Genomic DNA, 19,176 nt, shown 5'->3' with positions numbered 1-19,176 from the left:
AGCGGCCGCAGCGGCGGACCGCCTGGGCAGTGATGCGAGCCGACTCCGTAGCGTGGAAAACGGCGCAGCCTTTTCCACTGGAGACTGCTACGGGGAGCACCCTCACCCCAGCCCTCTCCCGAGGGGAGAGGGGGCTAGCCGAGCGGACATTCGCCTCCGTCCGCTCAACCTGGGCCGACTCAGAACAACCGATTCAAGCCGTCGAAGGCCGCTACCCGGTAGGCCTCGGCCATGGTCGGGTAGTTGAAGGTGGTGTTGACGAAATAGCGGATGCTGTTCGCCTCGCCTTCCTGGTTCATGATCGCCTGGCCGATGTGCAGGATCTCCGAGGCCTGGTCACCGAAGCAGTGCACGCCCAGCACCTGCAGGGTCTCGCGGTGGAAGAGGATCTTCAGCATGCCCACCGGTTCGCCGGAGATCTGCGCCCGCGCCATGCTCTTGAAGAAGGCCTTGCCGACCTCGTAGGGCACCCGCTCCTGGGTCAGCTCGCGCTCGGTCTTGCCCAGCGAACTGATCTCGGGAATGGTGTAGATGCCGGTGGGGATGTCGTTGACCACCCGCCCGTTGTTGTCGTGCAGGATATTGTCCGAGGCCGAACGCCCCTGGTCGTAGGCGGCACTGGCCAGACTCGGCCAGCCGATGACGTCGCCCGCCGCGTAGATGTTGGCGACCGAGGTCCGGTAGTTCTCGTCGACGGTGACCTGGCCCCGGCTGTTGACCGAGATGCCCACGTTCTGCAGGCCCAGCTGATCGGTGTTGCCGGTCCGGCCGTTACACCACAGCAGGGCATCGGCGCGCAGCTTCTTGCCGGACTTCAGGTGCAGGACGACGCCGTTTTCCTGGCCTTCGATGCGCTCGTATTCCTCGTTGTGACGAATGAGCACATTGTTGTTCTGCAGGTGATAGCTCAGGGCGTCCGAGATCTCGTCGTCGAGGAAGCTGAGCAGCTGGTCGCGGTTGTCGATCAGGTCCACCAGCACGCCGAGGCCGCTGAAGATGGAGGCGTACTCGCTGCCGATCACCCCGGCGCCATAGATGATCAGCCGGCGCGGGGTATGGGTCAGCGACAGGATGGTGTCGCTGTCGTAGATGCGCGGATGGCTGAAGTCCACGTCCACCGGGCGATAGGGTCGCGAGCCGGTGGCGATGACGACCTGCTTGGCCACCAGGCGCTCCAGGTCGCCACGCAGGTTGACGATCTCGATGGTGTTCTCGTCGGCGAAGCTGGCGGTACCGAAGAACAGGTCGACGCGATTGCGCGCGTAGTAGCTGGTGCGGGACGACACCTGGCGGGCGATCACCCGCTCGGCGCTGCGCAGCACGTCGGGAAAGGAGAACCAGCGCGGCTCGCCGATGGAGCGGAACATCTCGTTGGTGTTGAACTGGATGATCTGCTTGACCGAATGGCGCAGCGCCTTGGAGGGAATGGTGCCCAGGTGGGTGCAGTTGCCGCCGACCACCTGGCGATTGTCCACCACCGCCACGCGACGGCCATTCTTGGCGGCGTTCATCGCCGCGCCCTCGCCTGCCGGTCCCGAACCCAGTACCACCACGTCGTAGCTATAGACCGCCATGCTTTCTCCTCAGAAGGTTAGCCGTCCGCAGGCGACGGCTGGAGCCGGACCGCCTCGCGAGAGGTCGGATCCGGCGCGAGATCGCCCCAGGGGGCTGCGACCTCTTGTCACGGGTCGCTATTGTGGCGCAAAACCCGGTCAAAACGAAAACGGGAGCCACGCGGGCTCCCGTTTTTTCTTGCAAGTCAGCCTTGCCTAGGACGCAAGACTCAGGCCGGGAAGGCCGGCGGATTGACACCCGCCATCTCTTCCAGCACCCGCACGACCTGGCAGCTGTAGCCGAACTCGTTGTCGTACCAGACATAGAGGACGACACGGTTATCGCTGACGATGGTGGCACCGGCATCGACCACACCCGCATGACGGGAGCCGACGAAGTCGCTGGACACCACTTCCGGCGAGTTCACGAAGTCGATCTGCTTGTGCAGCGGCGAATGCAGCGCCATCTCGCGCAGGTACTCGTTGATCTCGTCCTTGCTGGTGGCGTTTTCCAGGTTCAGGTTGAGGATCGCCATGGAGACGTTGGGCGTCGGCACGCGGATGGCGTTGCCGGTTAGCTTGCCAGCCAGTTCCGGCAGCGCCTTGGCCACGGCCTTGGCGGCGCCGGTCTCGGTGATGACCATGTTCAGCGCGGCGCTGCGGCCACGGCGATCGCCCTTGTGGAAGTTGTCGATCAGGTTTTGGTCGTTGGTGTACGAATGCACGGTCTCGACGTGACCGTTGACGATGCCGTACTTGTCGTTGACCGCCTTGAGGATCGGCACGATGGCGTTGGTGGTGCAGGAGGCCGCGGTGACGATGGTGTCTTCGGCGGTGATGGTGTCATGGTTGATGCCATGCACGATGTTCTTCAGGCTGCCCTTGCCGGGTGCGGTCAGCACCACGCGGGAGACGCCCTTGCACTTGAGGTGCTGGCCCAGGCCTTCGGCATCGCGCCACTTTCCGGTGTTGTCGACCACGATGGCATCCTGGATGCCGTACTGGGTGTAGTCGACGGTGGTGGGATCGTTGGAGTAGATCACCTTGATCAGGGTGCCGTTGGCACACAGGGTGCTATTGGCTTCGTCGACGGTGATGGTGCCGTCGAAGGAACCGTGCACGGAGTCGCGACGCAGCAGGCTGGCACGCTTGACCAGATCATTGTCGGCGCCCTTGCGCACGACGATGGCGCGCAGGCGCAGGCCGTCGCCGCTACCCTGGTGCTCGATGAGGATGCGCGCCAGCAGGCGGCCGATGCGACCGAAGCCGTAGAGGACGACGTCCTTGCCCTTGCGCTGCTCGACGCCCTGCTTGCCGACCACGGCGGACAGCTCGCTGCGCAGGAAGTCCTTGAGGTCGCGACCGGCGCCTTCGGCCTTGAATTTCAGGCTCAAGCGGGCGAGGTCGATGGAGGCGGCGCCCAGTTCCAGCTCGCTCAGGGCCTTCACCAGCGGGTAGGTGTCCTGCACGGACAGCTCGACGTTGTCGATCTGGCGGGCGAACCGGTGGGCCTTGAGAATGGAGATCACTGAACGGTTGACCAAACCGCGACCGTAAATGGAGGTCACAACATTGTTGTTACGGTACAGCTGACCAATCAGGGGAATCATGGCCTCGGCGAGCGCTTCGCGATCGATCCATTCTTCAAGGCACTGCTCAGGCTTCTGACTCACGACAAATCCTTCCCTATGTAGGAGCTGAAAAAAGGAACTACATTATGACCGCGCTGCCTGTCCCAGGCAATCTACGCGCGTCGCTGCACTGACAGCGTGAAAGCCCGGTCGTTACAATCCCAACCCTCCCGAAATCCACCGGAGTTCCGCCCGCGTGTCAGTTTTGCGTACCCCGTCAATTCCTGAAACCGCCGGCCGCCAGCAGTGGGGCAATCTGCCCGGCGCCGCGCTAGCCCTCGCCATCGCTGAAGCCGCCAAGGCCGCGACCCGCCGCTTCACCCTGCTGATCACCCAGGACAGCCAGACCGCTGATCGCCTGGAGCAGGAACTGCGCTTCTTCGCCCCTGAACTTCCGGTACTGAATTTTCCCGATTGGGAGACGCTGCCCTACGATGTCTTCTCGCCCCACCAGGACATCATCTCCCAGCGTGTCGCCACCCTTTATCGGCTGCCGGAGCTGTCCCACGGCATTTTGGTAGTCCCTCTGGCGACTGCCCTACACCGCCTGGCGCCCACGCGCTTCCTGCTCGGCAGCAGCCTGGTGCTGGACGTCGGCCAGCGGCTGGACGTGGAAGCCACCCGCGCGCGCCTGGAAGCGGCCGGCTATAGATATGTGGATACGGTGTACGAACACGGCGAATTCGCCGTGCGCGGCGCCCTGATCGATCTCTTTCCCATGGGCAGCAACCTGCCTTACCGGATCGACCTGTTCGACGACGAGATCGAGACGCTGCGTACCTTCGATCCGGAAACGCAGAGATCCATCGACAAGGTCGACAGCATCCGTCTCCTGCCGGCGCGGGAATTCCCGCTGCATAAAGAGGCGGTGACCGGTTTTCGTGCGCGGTTCCGCGAAAGATTCGACGTGGACTATCGCCGCTGCCCCATCTATCAGGATCTGGCCAGCGGCATTACCCCGGCAGGCATCGAGTACTACCTGCCGCTGTTCTTCGACGAGACCTCGACCCTCTTCGACTATCTGCCGGCCAACACCCAGGTGTTTTCCCTGCCGGGTATCGAACAGGCCGCCGAGCAATTCTGGACCGATGTCCGTAATCGCTACGAAGACCGCCGGGTCGATCCGGAGCGGCCGCTGCTGCCGCCGGCCGATGTCTTCCTGCCGGTGGAAGACTGCTTCGCCCGGCTGAAGGCCTGGCCGCGGGTGGTCATCGGCGCGGACGACCTGGAAGCCGGCGTGGGCCGCGAGCGCTTCGCCGCACGCGCCCTGCCGGACCTGGCCATCGACGCCAAGGCCAGCCAGCCGCTGGCGTCCCTCGAGCACTTCATCACCGATTTCCCCGGTCGCGTGCTGTTCACCGCGGAAAGCGCCGGTCGCCGCGAGGTGCTGCTGGAGCTGCTCGCCCGACTGAACCTGCGCCCTGGCCAGGTCGACGGCTGGGCAGCCTTCCAGGCCAGCGCCGAGCGCATCGCCATCGCCCTGGCGCCGCTGGACGAAGGCCTGGTGCTGGATGACGCCGGGGTCGCCCTGATTCCGGAGAATCCGCTGTTCGGCCAGCGCATCATGCAGCGCCGCCGGCGCGAGAAAGGCCGTGACGCCGGCGAGAACGTCATCAAGAACCTCACCGAGCTGCGCGAAGGCGCGCCGGTGGTGCACATCGACCATGGCGTCGGCCGCTACATGGGCCTGATCACCCTGGAGCTGGACGACCAGCCCCAGGAATTCCTGCTGCTCGAATACGCCGACGACGCCAAGCTCTATGTGCCGGTGGCCAACCTGCACCTGATCGCCCGCTACTCGGGCACCGACGACGCCCTGGCGCCGCTGCACAAGCTGGGGTCCGAGACCTGGCAGAAGGCCAAGCGCAAGGCCGCCGAACAGGTGCGCGACGTGGCTGCCGAACTGCTCGACATCTATGCCCGGCGTGCCGCGCGCAAGGGCTATGCCTTCAAGGACCCGGCGGCGGACTACGCCACCTTCTCCGCCGGCTTCCCCTTCGAGGAAACGCCGGACCAGCAGGCCGCCATCGAGGCGGTGCACAAGGACATGCTGGCGGGCACGCCCATGGATCGCCTGGTCTGCGGCGACGTGGGCTTCGGCAAGACCGAGGTGGCCATGCGCGCGGCCTTCATCGCCGTGCACGGTGGCCGCCAGGTGGCGGTGCTGGTACCCACTACCCTCCTCGCCCAGCAGCACTACAACAGCTTCCGCGATCGCTTCGCCGACTGGCCGGTACGTGTCGAGGTGATGAGCCGCTTCAAGTCGGCCCAGGAAGTCGCCGCCGCCGCACGCGAGCTGGCCGAGGGCAAGATCGACATCATCATCGGCACCCACAAGCTGTTGCAGGGCGACGTGAAGTTCAAGGACCTGGGCCTGGCCATCATCGACGAAGAGCACCGCTTCGGGGTACGCCAGAAGGAGCAGCTCAAGTCGCTGCGCAGCGAGGTGGACATCCTCACCCTCACCGCCACGCCGATCCCGCGCACCCTGAACATGGCCGTGGCCGGCATGCGTGACCTGTCCATCATCGCCACCCCGCCCGCGCGGCGCCTCTCGGTGCGCACCTTCGTCATGGAGGAGCAGAACGCGGTGATCAAGGAAGCCCTGCTGCGCGAACTGCTGCGCGGCGGCCAGGTGTACTTCCTGCACAACGAGGTCAAGACCATCGAGAAGCGGGCCCGCGAACTGGCCGAGCTGGTGCCGGAGGCCCGCGTCGGCATCGGCCACGGACAGATGCGCGAACGCGATCTCGAACAGGTGATGAGCGATTTCTACCACAAGAGATTCAACGTGCTGGTGGCCTCGACCATCATCGAGACCGGCATCGACGTGCCCAATGCCAACACCATCATCATCGAGCGCGCCGACAAGTTCGGCCTGGCCCAGCTGCACCAGCTGCGCGGCCGGGTCGGCCGTAGTCACCACCAGGCCTATGCCTATCTGCTCACCCCGCCGCGCAAGGGCATGACGCCGGACGCCGAGAAGCGCCTGGAAGCCATCGCCGGTGCCCAGGATCTGGGGGCCGGCTTCATCCTGGCGACCCACGACCTGGAGATCCGCGGCGCCGGCGAACTGCTCGGCGAAGGCCAGAGCGGCCAGATCCAGGCGGTCGGCTTCACCCTCTACATGGAAATGCTGGAGCGCGCGGTCAAGGCCATCCGCAAGGGCGAGCAGCCCAACCTGGAACAACCCCTGGGCGGCGGTCCGGACATCAACATGCGCGTGCCCGCGCTGATCCCGGAAGACTACCTGCCCGACGTCCATGCGCGGCTGATCCTCTACAAGCGCATCGCCTCGGCGGCGGACGAAGACGCCCTCAAGGAATTGCAGGTGGAGATGATCGACCGCTTCGGGCTCCTGCCGGAACCGACCAAGAACCTGGTGCGCCTGACGCTGCTCAAGCTGCGTGCGGAAGGCCTGGGCATCGTCAAGGTGGATGCCGGGCCTCAGGGCGGACGGCTGGAATTCGCCGCCGACACCCAGGTGGATCCGCTGGTGCTGGTGAAGATGATCCAGGCGCAGCCGAAGAAGTACCGGCTGGAAGGCGCGACCCTGTTCAAGTTCCAGGTACCCATGGAGCGGGCGGAGGAGCGCTTCAACGTCCTGGAAGCCCTGTTCGACCGCCTGACGCCCGCCGCCAGCTGATCGAAGAGCCGCTCCCGGTCAATCCCGGGAGCGGCTTGAGCGCTATCAGTCCGCCAGCACCTCGGCCAGCACCTGCCGCACCTCGTCGATGCCGCTGGCCAGGACGGCTTCGATCTCGGCCATGGTGATTTCCCGCTGCACCTTGCCGGCCGCCGGATTCACCACCAGCGCCAGGCAGGCGTAGGGCAGGCCCAATTCGCGGGCCAGGGCCGCCTCCGGCATCCCGGTCATGCCGACGATGTCGCAGCCGTCGCGCTCCAGCCGGACGATCTCCCCCGCCGTCTCCAGGCGCGGCCCCTGAGTCGCGGCATAGACGCCATGGTCGCTGTGCGGCAGCTGCAGCCTGCGCAGTGCCCCGAGCAGACGCTGCCGCAGGGGCTCATCGTAGGGAAAGCTGAAGTCGATGTGGGTGACGTGCTCGAGGTCCGCGCCTTCGAAGAAGGTATGGCCGCGCCCCCAGGTGTAGTCCACCAGTTGATGGGGCACGCACAGATGACCGCTGCCCATGGCGGCATGGATACCGCCCACGGCGTTCACCGCGACGATGGCCTCGGCACCGGCCTCCTCGAGCGCCCAGAGATTGGCGCGGTAGTTGACCTGATGCGGCGGAATGCGATGGGGATGGCCATGGCGCGCCAGGAACAGCACCGGGCGCCCGGCATAGTGGCCGCGCTGCACGGGCGCCGAGGGCGCGCCCCAGGGCGTCTCGAAGGTCTGAGCCTGGTCCAGCTCCAGACCCGCGAGCGCGGTGAGGCCGGTACCGCCGATGATGGCGTAGGTAGTCATGGGAATGTCCTTTAGATGAGGTCAGCCTGGCGCAACCGCCGCAGGGCAAAACTCCACTGCGGTTGCTGCCGGTAATCGAGATCGACGTGGCGGCGGGCCCTCATGCTGGCCAGCCGCGGCGCGGGCGAGACGCCCAGCTGCTGCACCCGCGTCAGGGCCAGCTCAGCCGCTGCGCGGTCATTGCACACCAGCCCCATGTCGCAGCCGGCGCTGAGCGCGGCCTCGACGCGCTGGCCGGCATCGCCCGCCACGTGGGCGCCCGCCATCGACAGGTCGTCACTGAAGATCACGCCCTGGTAATCCAGTTCGCCGCGCAGGATGTCCTGCAGCCAGCGCCGGGAAAAGCCGGCCGGCTGGGGATCCACCGCGGGATAGATGACATGAGCGGGCATCACCGCACCCAGGGTCGGCAACAGGGCCTGGAAGGGGCGCAGGTCGGTGTGCAGCAGGGTGTCCAGATCGCGCTCGTCGGTGGGAATGGCATAGTGGGAATCGGCTTCGGCCCAGCCATGCCCGGGGAAATGCTTCCCGGTCGCGGCCATACCGGCGTCGCCCATGCCGGCGATGAAGGCACCACCCAGCTCGATCACCTGCTCGGCCTTGCCGAACGAACGTGCGCCTATGACCTGACTGCGCCCATGGTCGACGTCCAGCACCGGGGCGAAGCTGAAGTCCAGCCCCACCGCCAGGATCTCGGTCGCCATCAGCCAGCCGCAGAGGCGGGCCAGTTCCGCGCTGTCCGCGCGACCGCCCAGTTGCCCCATGGCCGGCAGCCGCACCACGTCACGGCGCAGGCGCTGCACGCGACCGCCTTCCTGGTCCACGGCCAGCAGTAGTTCCGGCCGCAGGGCGCGGATGGCACGGCATAGCTCGCGAACCTGGCCCGGGGTTTCGATGTTGCGGGCGAACAGGATCAGTCCGCCCACCTCCGGCTGACGCAGCAGCTGGCGATCCTCGGCGGTGAGCCAGGTGCCAGCGATATCGACCATCAGGGAGCCTTGCATGGGTACCTCGTCCGAATGCTCCGGCGCACGGCGCCGTGAAAGGGACGCAAGCTTACCCCAGCCACCCTTGATGCCGCAGCCTAGTAGGTCTCGGCCGTCTCCACGGCGACCGGCCGCCGCGGCCGATACTGGGCCTGGGCCAGTTCCGGTGCGTGCATCGCCGTGGGCGCCCGCATGCCGGTGGCGAGAAAGGGCACCATCAGCCGCAGCACCTGATCGGTATGGGTATCGACGCCGAAGTCGTTCTCGCCGATCGCCCGCAGCGCCTTGATGCCGGACATGCTGAACACCGCTGCGCCGAGCATGAAGTGGGCGCGCCAGAACAGCTCCAGGGGCGGAATCTCGGGAACGGCCCGATTCACCAGCAGCAGGAAGCGGCGGAAGGCACGGCCATAGGTCTGCTCCAGGTATTTGCGCAGGTGGCCCTGGCTCTGGCTGAACGCCAGTCCCAGCAGCCGCATGAACACCGAGAGGTCATTGCCATGCCGTGGCTTGATGGCCAGGGAGTGATCCACCAGCAGATTCAGCAGCGCCTCCAGGCTCACCTCCTCGCCATTCCTGGGCTGCCACTGATCCAGATCCCGCTCCAGATTGAAGCAGAAGGGATCGAGAAAGCGCGAGAACACCGCCTGGATCAGGGCCTTCTTGGAACCGAAGTGATAGTTGACCGCCGCCAGGTTGACCCCGGCTCTGGTGGTGATGAGTCGCAGCGAGGTCTCGGCAAAGCCGCGCTCGGCGAACAGTTGCTCGGCCGCATCCAGAATGCGCTCCACGGTATCCGACTGCGCCATGACCTTCCCCGGTAGATGAATTCCGTTTGAAACATATGTTTCAAACGCTATCGAAGTCAATCGCGGTTCGGCCGGCGAGCGGCCAGCTGATGGCCTGGAAGCCGCGTCTTTCCACCCTCTGCGGGCGTTTGGTCACGATCGCGGCCTGTCGTCCGAAGTCGAGGTCGGCGGCCTTGCCTACCACCCGGAGTTACTGTATATAATCACAGCATCATTAGACGACGCGACGTGCATCATGCTGAAACTGACACCGCGACAAGCCGAGATCCTGGCCTTCATCAAGCGTTGCCTCGAAGCCAATGGCTTTCCGCCTACCCGCGCGGAGATCGCGCAGGAGCTTGGTTTCAAATCGCCGAATGCGGCCGAGGAGCACCTCAAGGCGCTGGCCCGCAAGGGTGCCATCGAGATGACGCCGGGCGCCTCCCGGGGCATCCGCATCCCGGGTCTGGATACCTCACGCAAGGCCGACGAGAGCCTGCCGGTCATCGGTCGGGTCGCTGCGGGCGCCCCCATCCTGGCCGAGCAGAACGTCGAGGAAAATTGCGCCATCAACCCGGCCTTCTTCCAGCCGCGTGCCGACTACCTGCTCAAGGTCAAGGGCATGAGCATGAGAGACGTCGGCATCCTCGATGGCGACCTGCTGGCCGTCCATGTGACCCGCGAAGTGCACAACGGCCAGATCGTCGTGGCCCGGGTGGGCGACGAAGTCACCGTGAAGAGATTCAAGCGCTCGGGCAACCAGGTCACCCTGCTGGCGGAAAATCCCGAGTTCTCCCCTATCGAAGTCGATCTTTCCACCCAGGAATTCGCCATCGAAGGGTTAAGCGTTGGCGTCATCCGCCGCTAACGTCTAAGGCTGGCCTTCGGGCCAGCCGTTATCACGCCTTTATGCCTTACGCCGAAGTCTTGATCGGGGGTATCTGTTCGCGCTCCGGAAAGCGCTCAAGACCAGGCTGAGCACAGTGACGTCATGTATCCGTGGTACATGATCTCGAGTGGATTTGATCGAGTCGCCTCCAGGAGGTCGCCATGCAATTTCCCCTGATGTTCGATGCGCCGCGCTCGTCGGTTCAAGAGCTGGATCTGGCACCGGAGTTCCTGCTGCAGGAGCTGACCGCCTTTCTGCCCAAGCCCGGCAAGCAGGCCCGGGAACTGCCCGCCGCTCCACTGCCGGACACCTTCAGCGAGATGTCCCTGCACGGCAGCCAGGAACAGTGTCTGCAGTTGCTGGCGCCCATCCTGCGCCAGTTGAGCGACAAGGACGATGCCCGCTGGCTGACCCTGGTCACCCCGCCGTCGCTGCTCAGCAACGCCTGGTTGCGCAGCACCCATCTGAATCCGGAGCGTGTGCTTCTGCTACAGACGCCGAGCGCTGCCAAGACGCTGCAATTGGCCTGCGAGGTGCTGCGCAAGGGGCAGAGCCATACTGTGATCAGCTGGTTGCACGACCTGAGCGATGCGGGCAAGCAGCAGCTGGCACGTGCCGCGGCCCAGGGCAACAGCCAGAGTCTGAACGTCAGATTCGCGTAGGAAGCAGGCGGCGGGACGGGATGTAGCGGCGGCATTCCAGGACGGAATGCCGGATCTGGAAAAGAATCAGTGCAGGACGCGCGGTTGATCGTCGCGCTGGAGGCTATCGCCTTCGGCCAGGCGCCCGGCCATCTGCACACCCAGGTTGAACATGGCCTTGGCCACCTCTATCTGCTGTCCATGCAGGAAATCCTTGGCATCGCTGGAAAACTCCAGGGTAACGAGGGCTTCCTCGTCGTCCGCACGGCGCAACACGATGCGACCATCGGAGAGTTCAACGATTTCCAGGTAGGCAGTAGTCATTCAGTATCTCCACAGCTAAGCGGACAGTGTAACAGCGTGGGGTCTGAGAGGCTGACTTGCCTGAGCCTTTTTCGACGGTCTGCAAGGCCATCGTCCTGACGGCCTCTATGGCATTGTAGTGAGAACTACCCTACCACTCGGTCATGGCGCCACGGAATCTGAGCGCCGTCTGCTTGAGGCTTTCACGCCAGGCTTCCACCTCCTCGAGACCCAGCTCCGGCTCGGCCGGCTCCAGGCTGACCGCCTCGATCAAGGGCAGCGTCGGATCCTGCTTGGGTCGCCGGGGTGCCTGGGGCGGCTGCAGCAGCCGCTGGTACTCGGCGATCAGTCGCGCCAGCCAGGTCTCGGGGTTGCCGGCCAACTCGATCAGTTCGCCCATTTCCGCGCTGGGCGCTTCGTTGAGCGCCTCGGGGGCGAGCAGAACCGCCAGCGAGGTGGCCTCCATGGTGGGGTGGCGGTAGAAGCCCGCCACTTCCTGGCAGAGTCCCAGCAAGGCGCCGTGCAGGTGGAACAGGCACGCTTCCCGCTCGGCCATGATCCGGCCCTGGCTTTGCGCGGCGGGCGCAGCCTGGGCCAGGCGCCAGCTTTCCAGGGCCAGACCGGCAAAGTACAGCTTCTGGTTGGTGCGGGTATAACGCTCGTTGGCCATGCCCTTCTCCTGGAGCCGGCTCACGCCGGCCTCCTGTCTGCAGTTGGCGCCAGAGACGCTAGCGCTTTTCTTCCACCTGCCACTTTTTGCCGTCGTAGAAGGCCTTCCAGCCGGTGGGCTTGCCCTCGACCTCGGTCTGCACGTACTGCTCCTTGGTCTTGCGGCTGAAGCGGATCACCGCCGGACGGCCTTCAGAGTCCTTCACCGGGGCACTGAGCAGATAATGGTACTTGGGATCGATCTCGTCGCGATGGGGCAGCAATTCGCTGACCAACGGCGCACGGGTCTCGCGATTCTTCGGGAAGCCGCTGGCGGCCAGGAACAGCCCCGAGGCGCCATCGCGCAGCACATAGGTGTCGTCGACCTTTTCGCAGCGCAGCTCCGGCATGGGCACGGCGTCCATCTTCGGCGGAGCCGGCTCGCCGTTCTTGAGCAGCTTGCGGGTGTTCTTGCAGGCCGGATTGGTGCAGCCGAAGAACTTGCCGAAGCGCCCGGTCTTGAGTTGCATCTCGCTGCCGCACTTGTCGCATTCCAGCGACGGGCCCTCGTAGCCCTTGATGCGATAGCTGCCCTCTTCGATCTCGTAGCCCGGGCAGTCCGGGTTGTTGCCGCAGACGTGCAGCTTGCGGTGCTCGTCGATCAGGTAGGCATCCATCGCCGTACTGCAGATGGGGCAACGGTGCTTGCCGCGCAGGACCAGGGACTCGGATTCGCCCTCGTCGTCTTCGGCGATCTCGTCGCCCGGCACCAGGTTGATGGTGGCCTTGCAGCGTTCCTTGGGCGGCAGGGCATAGCCCGAGCAGCCTAGGAACACCCCGGTGGACGCGGTGCGGATCATCATCGGCCGGCCGCAGACCTGGCAGGGAATATCGGTCAGGGTGGGCTGGTTGGCCCTCATGCCCTTCTCGCCGGCCTCGGCGGTCTCCAGCTTCTGCTTGAAGTCGCCATAGAATTCGTCGAGCAGGTTCTTCCAGTCCCGCTCGCCCTGGGCAACGTTGTCCAGGTTGCCTTCCATGTTGGCGGTGAAGCTGAAGTCCATCAGGTTGGCAAAGCTTTCGTTGAGGCGATCGGTGACGATGTCGCCCATCTTCTCGGCATAGAAACGGCGGTTGTGCACCGTCACGTAGCCACGATCCTGGATGGTGGAAATGATGGCCGCGTAGGTGGAGGGTCGGCCGATGCCGCGCTTCTCCAGTTCCTTGACCAGGCTGGCTTCCGAGAAGCGGGCCGGCGGCTTGGTGAAGTGCTGGCTCGGGTCGAGCTTGACCAGGCCGAGGTCCTCGCCCTGCTTCATCTCGGGCAGGACGTCGTCGTCGCCCGGCTTGCTCTGCTGCGGCAGGACGCGGGTGTAGCCGTCGAACTTGAGGATGCGGCCGCGGGCACGCAGCTCGAAGTCACCCGCCGCGGCGGTCACCGTGGTGGACAGGTACTCGGCCGGCGGCATCTGGCAGGCCAGGAACTGGCGCCAGATCAGTTCGTACAGGCGCTCGGCGTCACGTTCCATGCCCGACAGGCTGTTGGGCTTGACGTTGACGTCGGACGGGCGGATGGCCTCGTGCGCCTCCTGGGCGCCTTCGCGGCTGCCGTAGACATTGGCCTTTTCCGGCAGGTACTGCTTGCCGAATTCGCTCTCGATATAGCCGCGGGCCATGGCGATGGCATCGCCCGACAGGTTGGTCGAGTCGGTACGCATGTAGGTGATGTAGCCGGCCTCGTAGAGACGCTGGGCCATCATCATGGTCTTCTTCACCCCGAAGCCCAGGCGATTGCTCGCCGCCTGCTGCAGGGTGGAGGTGATGAAGGGTGCCGAGGGCCGGCTACTGGTCGGCTTGTCTTCGCGCTTGGCGATGCGATAGGCGGCCTTTTCCAGCTTGGCCAGGGCGGCCTTGGCCTGGGCTTCGTTCAGCGGCTTGAAGGCTTCGCCCTTCTCGCGCACCACTTCGAAGCGCACCTGGGCCTTTTTCGGCGTGGCCAGTTCGGCATGGATCTCCCAGTATTCCTCGGGGACGAAGGCGCGGATCTCGCGTTCGCGCTCCACCACCAGCTTGACCGCGACGGACTGCACCCGACCGGCGGACAGGCCGCGGGCGATCTTCGACCACAGCAGCGGCGAGACCATGTAGCCGACCACGCGGTCGAGGAAGCGCCGCGCCTGCTGGGCGTTGACGCGATTGATGTCCAGCTCGCCGGGCTGGGAGAAGGCTTCCTGAATGGCCTTCTTGGTGATCTCGTTGAAGACCACGCGCTTGTAGCGCGAGTCGTCACCACCGATGGCTTCCCGCAGGTGCCAGGCGATGGCCTCCCCTTCGCGGTCCAAGTCGGTTGCGAGATAGACGGTGTCGGCGTCCTTGGCCAGGCGGCGCAGCTCCTCGATCACCTTTTCCTTGCCGGGCAGGATCTCGTAGTGGGCCTTCCAGCCGTGCTCGGGATCGACGCCCATGCGGGCGAACAGCTGGCGCCGGGCCTTTTCCTTGGGTGACAGCGCGGGCGCCTCGGCGGCGGTCTTGCGCGTCTTGGCGGCGGGCTCCTTGGCGGTGCCGGCGCCGCTGGTGGGAAGGTCGCGGATGTGGCCGATGCTCGACTTCACCACGTACTGGTTGCCCAGGTACTTGTTGATGGTCTTGGCCTTGGCCGGGGATTCCACGATGACCAGCGATTTACCCATGGGAGAGTCAGATTCCTGCTTGAAAGCGATGAGCGAGCGAAAGGCGAGCGCCGGAACGGCGAATGGAGGACCAGAACGTCTTCAGTCTGGTGCGCCGGGGGCGGTCGGCCAACGCGGCACCGCTATATATAGTGGCGATGTCGGCAAGGTCAAGGCTGCGGCGTGGCATCCAGACCCAAGGGATCGGCTTCGACGCTGATCAGCGCGAAGCGCGGCACCTGCTCGCCATCGACCTGGACGCTCTCGCGAAACATGCTCAGAGGCCGGGCCCAGAGTCCGTATTCGCCGTACAGCGCCTGATAGATGACCAGCTCTTCCTCGGTCTCCGAATGCCGGGCCACGCCCAGTACCCGATACTGCTGCCCCTTGTAGTGCCGGTAGAGTCCCGTCTGCAATGCCATGTTCCACCTCGAAAAAAGAAAACCGGGGCAGCCCTGGGGGCGCCCCGGTCGGATGACGCACGCTGCGGCGGATCAGCGCAGGCGTTCGAACACCGTGGTGATGCCCTGGCCGAGACCCACGCACATGGTGGCCAGGCCGAAGGTGCCGTCATTCTGTTTCATGACATTTAACAGCGTGCCTGAAATTCTGGCGCCAGAGCAACCGAAGGGGTGACCCAGGGCGATGGCACCACCATGCAGATTGACCTTTTCCTCCATCTTGTCGAGCACCTTGAGGTCCTTGAGCACCGGCAGGGCCTGGGCCGCGAAGGCTTCGTTGAGTTCGATGAAATCGATGTCGGCGATGGTCAGACCGGCGCGCTTGAGCGCCTTCTGCGAAGCCGGGACCGGACCGTAGCCCATGATCGCCGGATCGACACCGGCCACGGCCATGGCGCGGATCCTGGCCAGCGGCTGCAGGCCGAGGTCCTGGGCGCGCTGGGCCGACATGACCAGCATGCAGGAGGCGCCGTCGGTGATCTGCGAGGAGGTACCGGCGGTCACGGTACCGCCCTTGGGGTTGAAGGCCGGCTTCAGCGCCGCCAGGCCTTCGAGGGTGGTTTCCGGACGGATGGTCTCGTCATGGCTGAAGACCTTGAGGAAACCGTTCTCGTCGTGACCTTCCAGGGGAATGATCTCGTCCTTGAATTTGCCTTCCTGGGTGGCCTTCCAGGCCAGCTGGTGCGAGCGATAGCCGAACTGGTCCTGGGCCTCGCGGGTGATGCCGTGCATCTTGCCCAGCATCTCGGCGGTCAGGCCCATCATGCCGGAGGCCTTGGCGGCGTGCAGCGACAGCTGGGGATTCGGGTCGACGCCGTGCATCATGCCGACGTGGCCCATGTGCTCCACCCCGCCGACGACGAAGACGTCGCCGTTGCCGGTCTGGATCGCCTGGGCGGCGGTGTGCAGGGCGCTCATGGATGAACCGCACAGGCGGCTCACCGTCTGGGCGCCGCTGGTGTGCGGGATGCGGGTCAGCAGCGACGCCATGCGGGCGATGTTCCAGCCCTGCTCCAGGGTCTGGTTGACGCAGCCCCAGATCACGTCTTCCACCTCGGCCGGATTGACCTGGGGATTGCGGTCGAGGACCGCGTCGATCAGCCGCGCGGACAGGGTCTCGGCGCGGGTGTTGCGGTGCATGCCGCCCTTGGAACGACCCATGGGCGTGCGGGCGAAGTCGACGATGACGACGTCTCTCGGATTCAGACTCATTTCTTTACTCCAGGCTCAACCGAAGAAGCGTTGGCCAGCGGCGGCCATTTCGCGGAGTTTGGGGGTCGGGTGGTACAGCGGCCCGAGGTCGGCGTACTTGTCGGCCATGGCGACGAATTCGGCCACGCCCAGGCTGTCGATGTAGCGCAGCGCACCGCCGCGGAAGGGCGGGAAGCCGATGCCGTAGATCAGGCCCATGTCGGCCTCGGCGGCGCTCTCGACGATGCCGTCCTCCAGGCAGCGAACGGCTTCCAGGCACAGCGGCACCATCATCCGCTCGACGATCTCCTCGTCGGTGAATTCACGCTGCTCGTAGGTGACCGGTGCCAGCACCTCGGCCACGGCCGGGTCGGCGACCTTCTTCGGCTTGCCCTTCTTGTCGGTCTCGTAGACATAGAAGCCCTTGCCGTTCTTCTGGCCGAAGCGCTGGGCTTCGTAGAGGGCGTCCACCGCGGTCTTGCGGCTTTCCTTCATGCGCTCGGGGAAACCCTCGGCCATGACGTCGCGGGCGTGGTGGGCGGTGTCCATGCCGACCACGTCCATCAGGTAGGCCGGACCCATGGGCCAGCCGAACTTCTCCATCAGCCGGTCGACGCGCTGGAAATCGGCCCCCTGGGCCAGCAGCGCGGCGAAGCCGCCGAAGTACGGGAAGAGGATGCGATTGACCAGGAAGCCGGGGCAGTCGTTGACCACGATGGGGTTCTTGCCCATCTGGCGGGCATAGGCCACGGTGGTGGCGATGGCCTTCTCGCTGGTCTTCTCGCCGCGGATCACCTCGACCAGGGGCATCATGTGCACCGGGTTGAAGAAGTGCATGCCGCAGAAGTTTTCCGGACGCTTGAGCGCCTGGGCCAGCAGGCTGATGGAAATGGTGGAGGTGTTGGAGGTGAGGATGGCGTCCTCGCGCACCTCGCCTTCCACCTCGGCCAGCACGGCCTGCTTGACCTTGGGATTCTCGACCACGGCTTCGACCACCAGGTCGACGCTCTTGAAGTCGCCATAGGACAGCGTCGGGCGGATGCGATTGAGCGCCTCGGCCATCTTCGCCGGCTCCAGGCGGCCCTTCTCGACGCGCTTGTTGAGCAGCTTGCTGGCTTCGCTCAGCCCCAGCTCCAGGGCTTCGTCGCGAATGTCCTTCATCAGGATCGGGGTGCCCTTGAGCGCGGACTGGTAGGCGATGCCGCCACCCATGATGCCGGCGCCCAGCACGCTGGTCAGCTTGACCGGCGCGGCCTGCTTCTCCAACACCTTGGCCTTGCGCTTGAGCGCCTGGTCATTGAGGAACAGGCCGACCAGGCTGTCGGAGACCGAGGTCTGGGCCATCTTGGCGAAACCGGCGCCTTCGACTTCCAGTGCCTTGTCGCGGCCGTAGTTGGCGGACTTCTGGATGGCCTTGATGGCTTCCAGCGGTGCTGGATAGTGCGGACCGGCTTGGCTGGCGACGAAGCCCTTGGCCGATTCGAAGGCCATCATGGCTTCGATGGCATTGAGCTGCAGCTTTTCCAGCTTGGGCTTGCGCTTGGCGCGATAGTCCAGCTCGCCGGCGGCGGCGCGGCGGACCAGGTCCAGGGCGGCGTCGAACAGGTGCTCGGGGGCGACCACGGCATCGGCCACGCCGACCTTGAGAGCGGTGGCGGCGTCGTTTTCCTTGCCGGACGCGATCCACTCGATGGCGTTGTCGCTGCCGATCAGGCGCGGCAGGCGGACGGTACCACCCCAGCCCGGATAGATGCCCAGCTTGACTTCCGGCAGGCCGATGCGCGCTGCGGTACTCAGCACCCGGTAGTCGGCGGCCAGGGTCATCTCGCAGCCGCCACCCAGGGCGATGCCGCCCACGGCGGCCACGGTGGGCACCGGCAGGTCTTCGAAATCGTTGAAGATGCGGTTGATCTCGGCGATGCCGGCCTGCAGCTCTTCGGTCGGCCGACCGAACATCTCGACGAATTCGGTGATGTCGGCGCCGACGATGAAGACGTCCTTGCCGCTGGTGACGATGACGCCGCGCAGGCCGGCGTGGGCTTTCAGGGCATCCACGGCCTGGCGGAATTCGCGCAGGGTGATGGCGCTGAACTTGTTGACCGATTCGCCTTGGAGGTCGAAGCGAAGTTCGGCGATGCCGTCCTCCACGTCGCGCACCGAAAGGGCTTTGCCTTCGAAAATCATCAGCGGGTCTCCCTTGAGTCCTGGTCGCGAAGCGGGCGGCGGCTTGGGTGGAAGCCGAGAATCGCCAGCCCCGATATTGTTCTGTGGAGGGCACCGGCCGGGCCGGGGCGAAAATTCATACAACCGTTTGAACGGCTCGCACAACCTTCTGGCAAAAGCGGGCGCTTGTCAATTGGGACGCACGGGGAAAGCGTGAGCGGGGGTTCGCGTGGCGGGCGCTTGAGCTTGGCGCGCTTCTGTGCAAGATAGCCGTGGAGCTATCCCCGACTCCTGGAGTCGAAACTACAAGTGGGCTAGAGCCTGCGAATCGAGCGCCAGCCACGGTACGGTCTGGCGCCCCATCATGAAGGAGAGATGTGTATGGCCTACCAACACATATTGGTTGCCGTCGACCTGACCGAAGATTGCCAGCCGGTGATCCGCCGTGCGGTTGCCCTGGGTCAGTGCTGTGGCAGCAAGGTGTCGCTGGTGCACGTGGTCGAGCCCATGGCCATGGCCTTTGGCGGTGACGTGCCCATGGACCTGTCGTCGCTGCAGCAGCAGCAGATCGAGCAGGCCCGCGAGCGACTGGACGGTTTCACCACCCAGTATGCGGAGCTGGCCGGCAATTGCGTGCTGGCCTATGGGCAGCCGCGCCAGGAAATCCACCGCATGGCCAAGGAACAGGGCTGCGACCTGATCGTGGTCGGCAGCCACGGTCGTCACGGCCTGGCGCTGCTGCTGGGCTCGACGTCCAACGACCTGCTGCACGGCGCGCCCTGCGATACCCTGGCGGTAGCCTTGAAGAAAGATAAGGCCTGATC

Annotated in this window: 15 protein-coding genes; 4 read left to right on the top strand and 11 right to left on the bottom strand. The window is 65.2% G+C overall.

The genetic code is table 11. The annotated features are described in order from the left end of the window. Positions 1 to 179: 179 nt before the first annotated feature. Both sthA and DBY63_RS22830 read right to left on the bottom strand, forming a co-directional pair. Positions 180 to 1,574 (bottom strand): Si-specific NAD(P)(+) transhydrogenase, encoded by a 1,395-nt coding sequence (sthA, locus tag DBY63_RS22835; RefSeq protein ID WP_027598363.1) that lies wholly within the window; start codon positions 1,572 to 1,574, stop codon positions 180 to 182. A gap of 209 nt (positions 1,575 to 1,783) precedes the next feature. Next, entirely contained in the window at positions 1,784 to 3,226 is a 1,443-nt protein-coding gene (locus DBY63_RS22830) for a glyceraldehyde-3-phosphate dehydrogenase (protein ID WP_007162394.1), read from the bottom strand. A 154-nt stretch (positions 3,227 to 3,380) separates the two neighbouring features. Here DBY63_RS22830 and mfd point away from each other — a divergent pair, with 154 nt between their 5' ends. Further along, on the top strand, positions 3,381 to 6,830 hold the full coding sequence (gene mfd, locus DBY63_RS22825) for a transcription-repair coupling factor (RefSeq protein WP_108582901.1): 3,450 nt from the start codon (positions 3,381 to 3,383) through the stop codon (positions 6,828 to 6,830). 45 nt (positions 6,831 to 6,875) lie between these two features. Here mfd and DBY63_RS22820 read toward each other — a convergent pair whose 3' ends face one another. The 3 genes from DBY63_RS22820 to DBY63_RS22810 all read right to left on the bottom strand — a co-directional run bounded on the left by DBY63_RS22820 (position 6,876) and on the right by DBY63_RS22810 (position 9,411). After that, on the bottom strand, positions 6,876 to 7,616 hold the full coding sequence (locus DBY63_RS22820; protein WP_108582900.1) for an S-methyl-5'-thioinosine phosphorylase: 741 nt from the start codon (positions 7,614 to 7,616) through the stop codon (positions 6,876 to 6,878). 11 nt (positions 7,617 to 7,627) lie between these two features. Further along, positions 7,628 to 8,620 (bottom strand): beta-N-acetylhexosaminidase, encoded by a 993-nt coding sequence (nagZ, locus tag DBY63_RS22815; protein WP_108582899.1) that lies wholly within the window; start codon positions 8,618 to 8,620, stop codon positions 7,628 to 7,630. Between the two features lie 80 nt (positions 8,621 to 8,700). Continuing rightward, positions 8,701 to 9,411, bottom strand: coding sequence for a TetR/AcrR family transcriptional regulator (locus DBY63_RS22810; RefSeq protein ID WP_007162390.1), 711 nt, complete (start codon positions 9,409 to 9,411; stop codon positions 8,701 to 8,703). Between the two features lie 235 nt (positions 9,412 to 9,646). On the opposite strand from DBY63_RS22810, the gene lexA reads away from it, so the two are divergent. Both lexA and sulA read left to right on the top strand, forming a co-directional pair. Beyond that, positions 9,647 to 10,258, top strand: coding sequence for a transcriptional repressor LexA (gene lexA, locus DBY63_RS22805; RefSeq protein WP_007162389.1), 612 nt, complete (start codon positions 9,647 to 9,649; stop codon positions 10,256 to 10,258). Between the two features lie 182 nt (positions 10,259 to 10,440). Beyond that, the gene (gene sulA / locus DBY63_RS22800; RefSeq protein WP_027598368.1) at positions 10,441 to 10,941 is read left to right on the top strand and encodes an SOS-induced cell division inhibitor SulA; all 501 of its coding nucleotides are present in this window, start codon (positions 10,441 to 10,443) and stop codon (positions 10,939 to 10,941) included. 66 nt (positions 10,942 to 11,007) lie between these two features. On the opposite strand, the gene DBY63_RS22795 is transcribed toward sulA, so the two are convergent. The 6 genes from DBY63_RS22795 to fadB form a co-directional block, all read right to left on the bottom strand. After that, complete coding sequence (locus tag DBY63_RS22795) at positions 11,008 to 11,244, bottom strand: hypothetical protein (RefSeq protein ID WP_007162387.1); 237 nt, start codon at positions 11,242 to 11,244, stop codon at positions 11,008 to 11,010. A gap of 130 nt (positions 11,245 to 11,374) precedes the next feature. After that, the gene (locus DBY63_RS22790; protein WP_108582898.1) at positions 11,375 to 11,893 is read right to left on the bottom strand and encodes a DUF6586 family protein; all 519 of its coding nucleotides are present in this window, start codon (positions 11,891 to 11,893) and stop codon (positions 11,375 to 11,377) included. Positions 11,894 to 11,951: 58 nt separating this feature from the next. Further along, the gene (topA, locus tag DBY63_RS22785) at positions 11,952 to 14,558 is read right to left on the bottom strand and encodes a type I DNA topoisomerase (protein WP_108582897.1); all 2,607 of its coding nucleotides are present in this window, start codon (positions 14,556 to 14,558) and stop codon (positions 11,952 to 11,954) included. Between the two features lie 149 nt (positions 14,559 to 14,707). Then, positions 14,708 to 14,959, bottom strand: a complete 252-nt coding sequence (locus tag DBY63_RS22780; protein ID WP_027598370.1) for a DUF1653 domain-containing protein — start codon at positions 14,957 to 14,959, stop codon at positions 14,708 to 14,710. Between the two features lie 72 nt (positions 14,960 to 15,031). After that, complete coding sequence (gene fadA / locus DBY63_RS22775) at positions 15,032 to 16,210, bottom strand: acetyl-CoA C-acyltransferase FadA (RefSeq protein WP_007162383.1); 1,179 nt, start codon at positions 16,208 to 16,210, stop codon at positions 15,032 to 15,034. Positions 16,211 to 16,225: 15 nt separating this feature from the next. After that, positions 16,226 to 18,373 carry a fatty acid oxidation complex subunit alpha FadB gene (fadB, locus tag DBY63_RS22770; protein ID WP_108582896.1) on the bottom strand — a complete coding sequence of 716 codons (2,148 nt, stop codon included), beginning with the start codon at positions 18,371 to 18,373 and terminating at the stop codon, positions 16,226 to 16,228. 360 nt (positions 18,374 to 18,733) lie between these two features. On the opposite strand from fadB, the gene DBY63_RS22765 reads away from it, so the two are divergent. Beyond that, positions 18,734 to 19,174 (top strand): universal stress protein, encoded by a 441-nt coding sequence (locus DBY63_RS22765; protein WP_007162381.1) that lies wholly within the window; start codon positions 18,734 to 18,736, stop codon positions 19,172 to 19,174. Positions 19,175 to 19,176 lie beyond the last annotated feature (2 nt).

It is taken from the genome of Pseudomonas sp. RIT411, from assembly GCF_003057735.2.
GTDB classification, from domain to species: domain Bacteria; phylum Pseudomonadota; class Gammaproteobacteria; order Pseudomonadales; family Pseudomonadaceae; genus Chryseomonas; species Chryseomonas oryzihabitans.
This window is presented reverse-complemented; position numbering and strand designations above follow the sequence as displayed.

What these genes read in the sequence shown, in the direction of transcription:
- sthA (WP_027598363.1), bottom strand. Translation starts at nt 1,574, where the DNA reads ATGGCGGTCTATAGCTACGACGTGGTGGTACTGGGTTCGGGACCGGCA.
- DBY63_RS22820 (WP_108582900.1), bottom strand. Translation starts at nt 7,616, where the DNA reads ATGACTACCTACGCCATCATCGGCGGTACCGGCCTCACCGCGCTCGCG.
- nagZ (WP_108582899.1), bottom strand. Translation starts at nt 8,620, where the DNA reads ATGCAAGGCTCCCTGATGGTCGATATCGCTGGCACCTGGCTCACCGCC.
- DBY63_RS22810 (WP_007162390.1), bottom strand. Translation starts at nt 9,411, where the DNA reads ATGGCGCAGTCGGATACCGTGGAGCGCATTCTGGATGCGGCCGAGCAA.
- lexA (WP_007162389.1), top strand. Translation starts at nt 9,647, where the DNA reads ATGCTGAAACTGACACCGCGACAAGCCGAGATCCTGGCCTTCATCAAG.
- sulA (WP_027598368.1), top strand. Translation starts at nt 10,441, where the DNA reads ATGCAATTTCCCCTGATGTTCGATGCGCCGCGCTCGTCGGTTCAAGAG.
- DBY63_RS22795 (WP_007162387.1), bottom strand. Translation starts at nt 11,244, where the DNA reads ATGACTACTGCCTACCTGGAAATCGTTGAACTCTCCGATGGTCGCATC.
- DBY63_RS22790 (WP_108582898.1), bottom strand. Translation starts at nt 11,893, where the DNA reads ATGGCCAACGAGCGTTATACCCGCACCAACCAGAAGCTGTACTTTGCC.
- topA (WP_108582897.1), bottom strand. Translation starts at nt 14,558, where the DNA reads ATGGGTAAATCGCTGGTCATCGTGGAATCCCCGGCCAAGGCCAAGACC.
- DBY63_RS22780 (WP_027598370.1), bottom strand. Translation starts at nt 14,959, where the DNA reads ATGGCATTGCAGACGGGACTCTACCGGCACTACAAGGGGCAGCAGTAT.
- fadA (WP_007162383.1), bottom strand. Translation starts at nt 16,210, where the DNA reads ATGAGTCTGAATCCGAGAGACGTCGTCATCGTCGACTTCGCCCGCACG.
- fadB (WP_108582896.1), bottom strand. Translation starts at nt 18,373, where the DNA reads ATGATTTTCGAAGGCAAAGCCCTTTCGGTGCGCGACGTGGAGGACGGC.
- DBY63_RS22765 (WP_007162381.1), top strand. Translation starts at nt 18,734, where the DNA reads ATGGCCTACCAACACATATTGGTTGCCGTCGACCTGACCGAAGATTGC.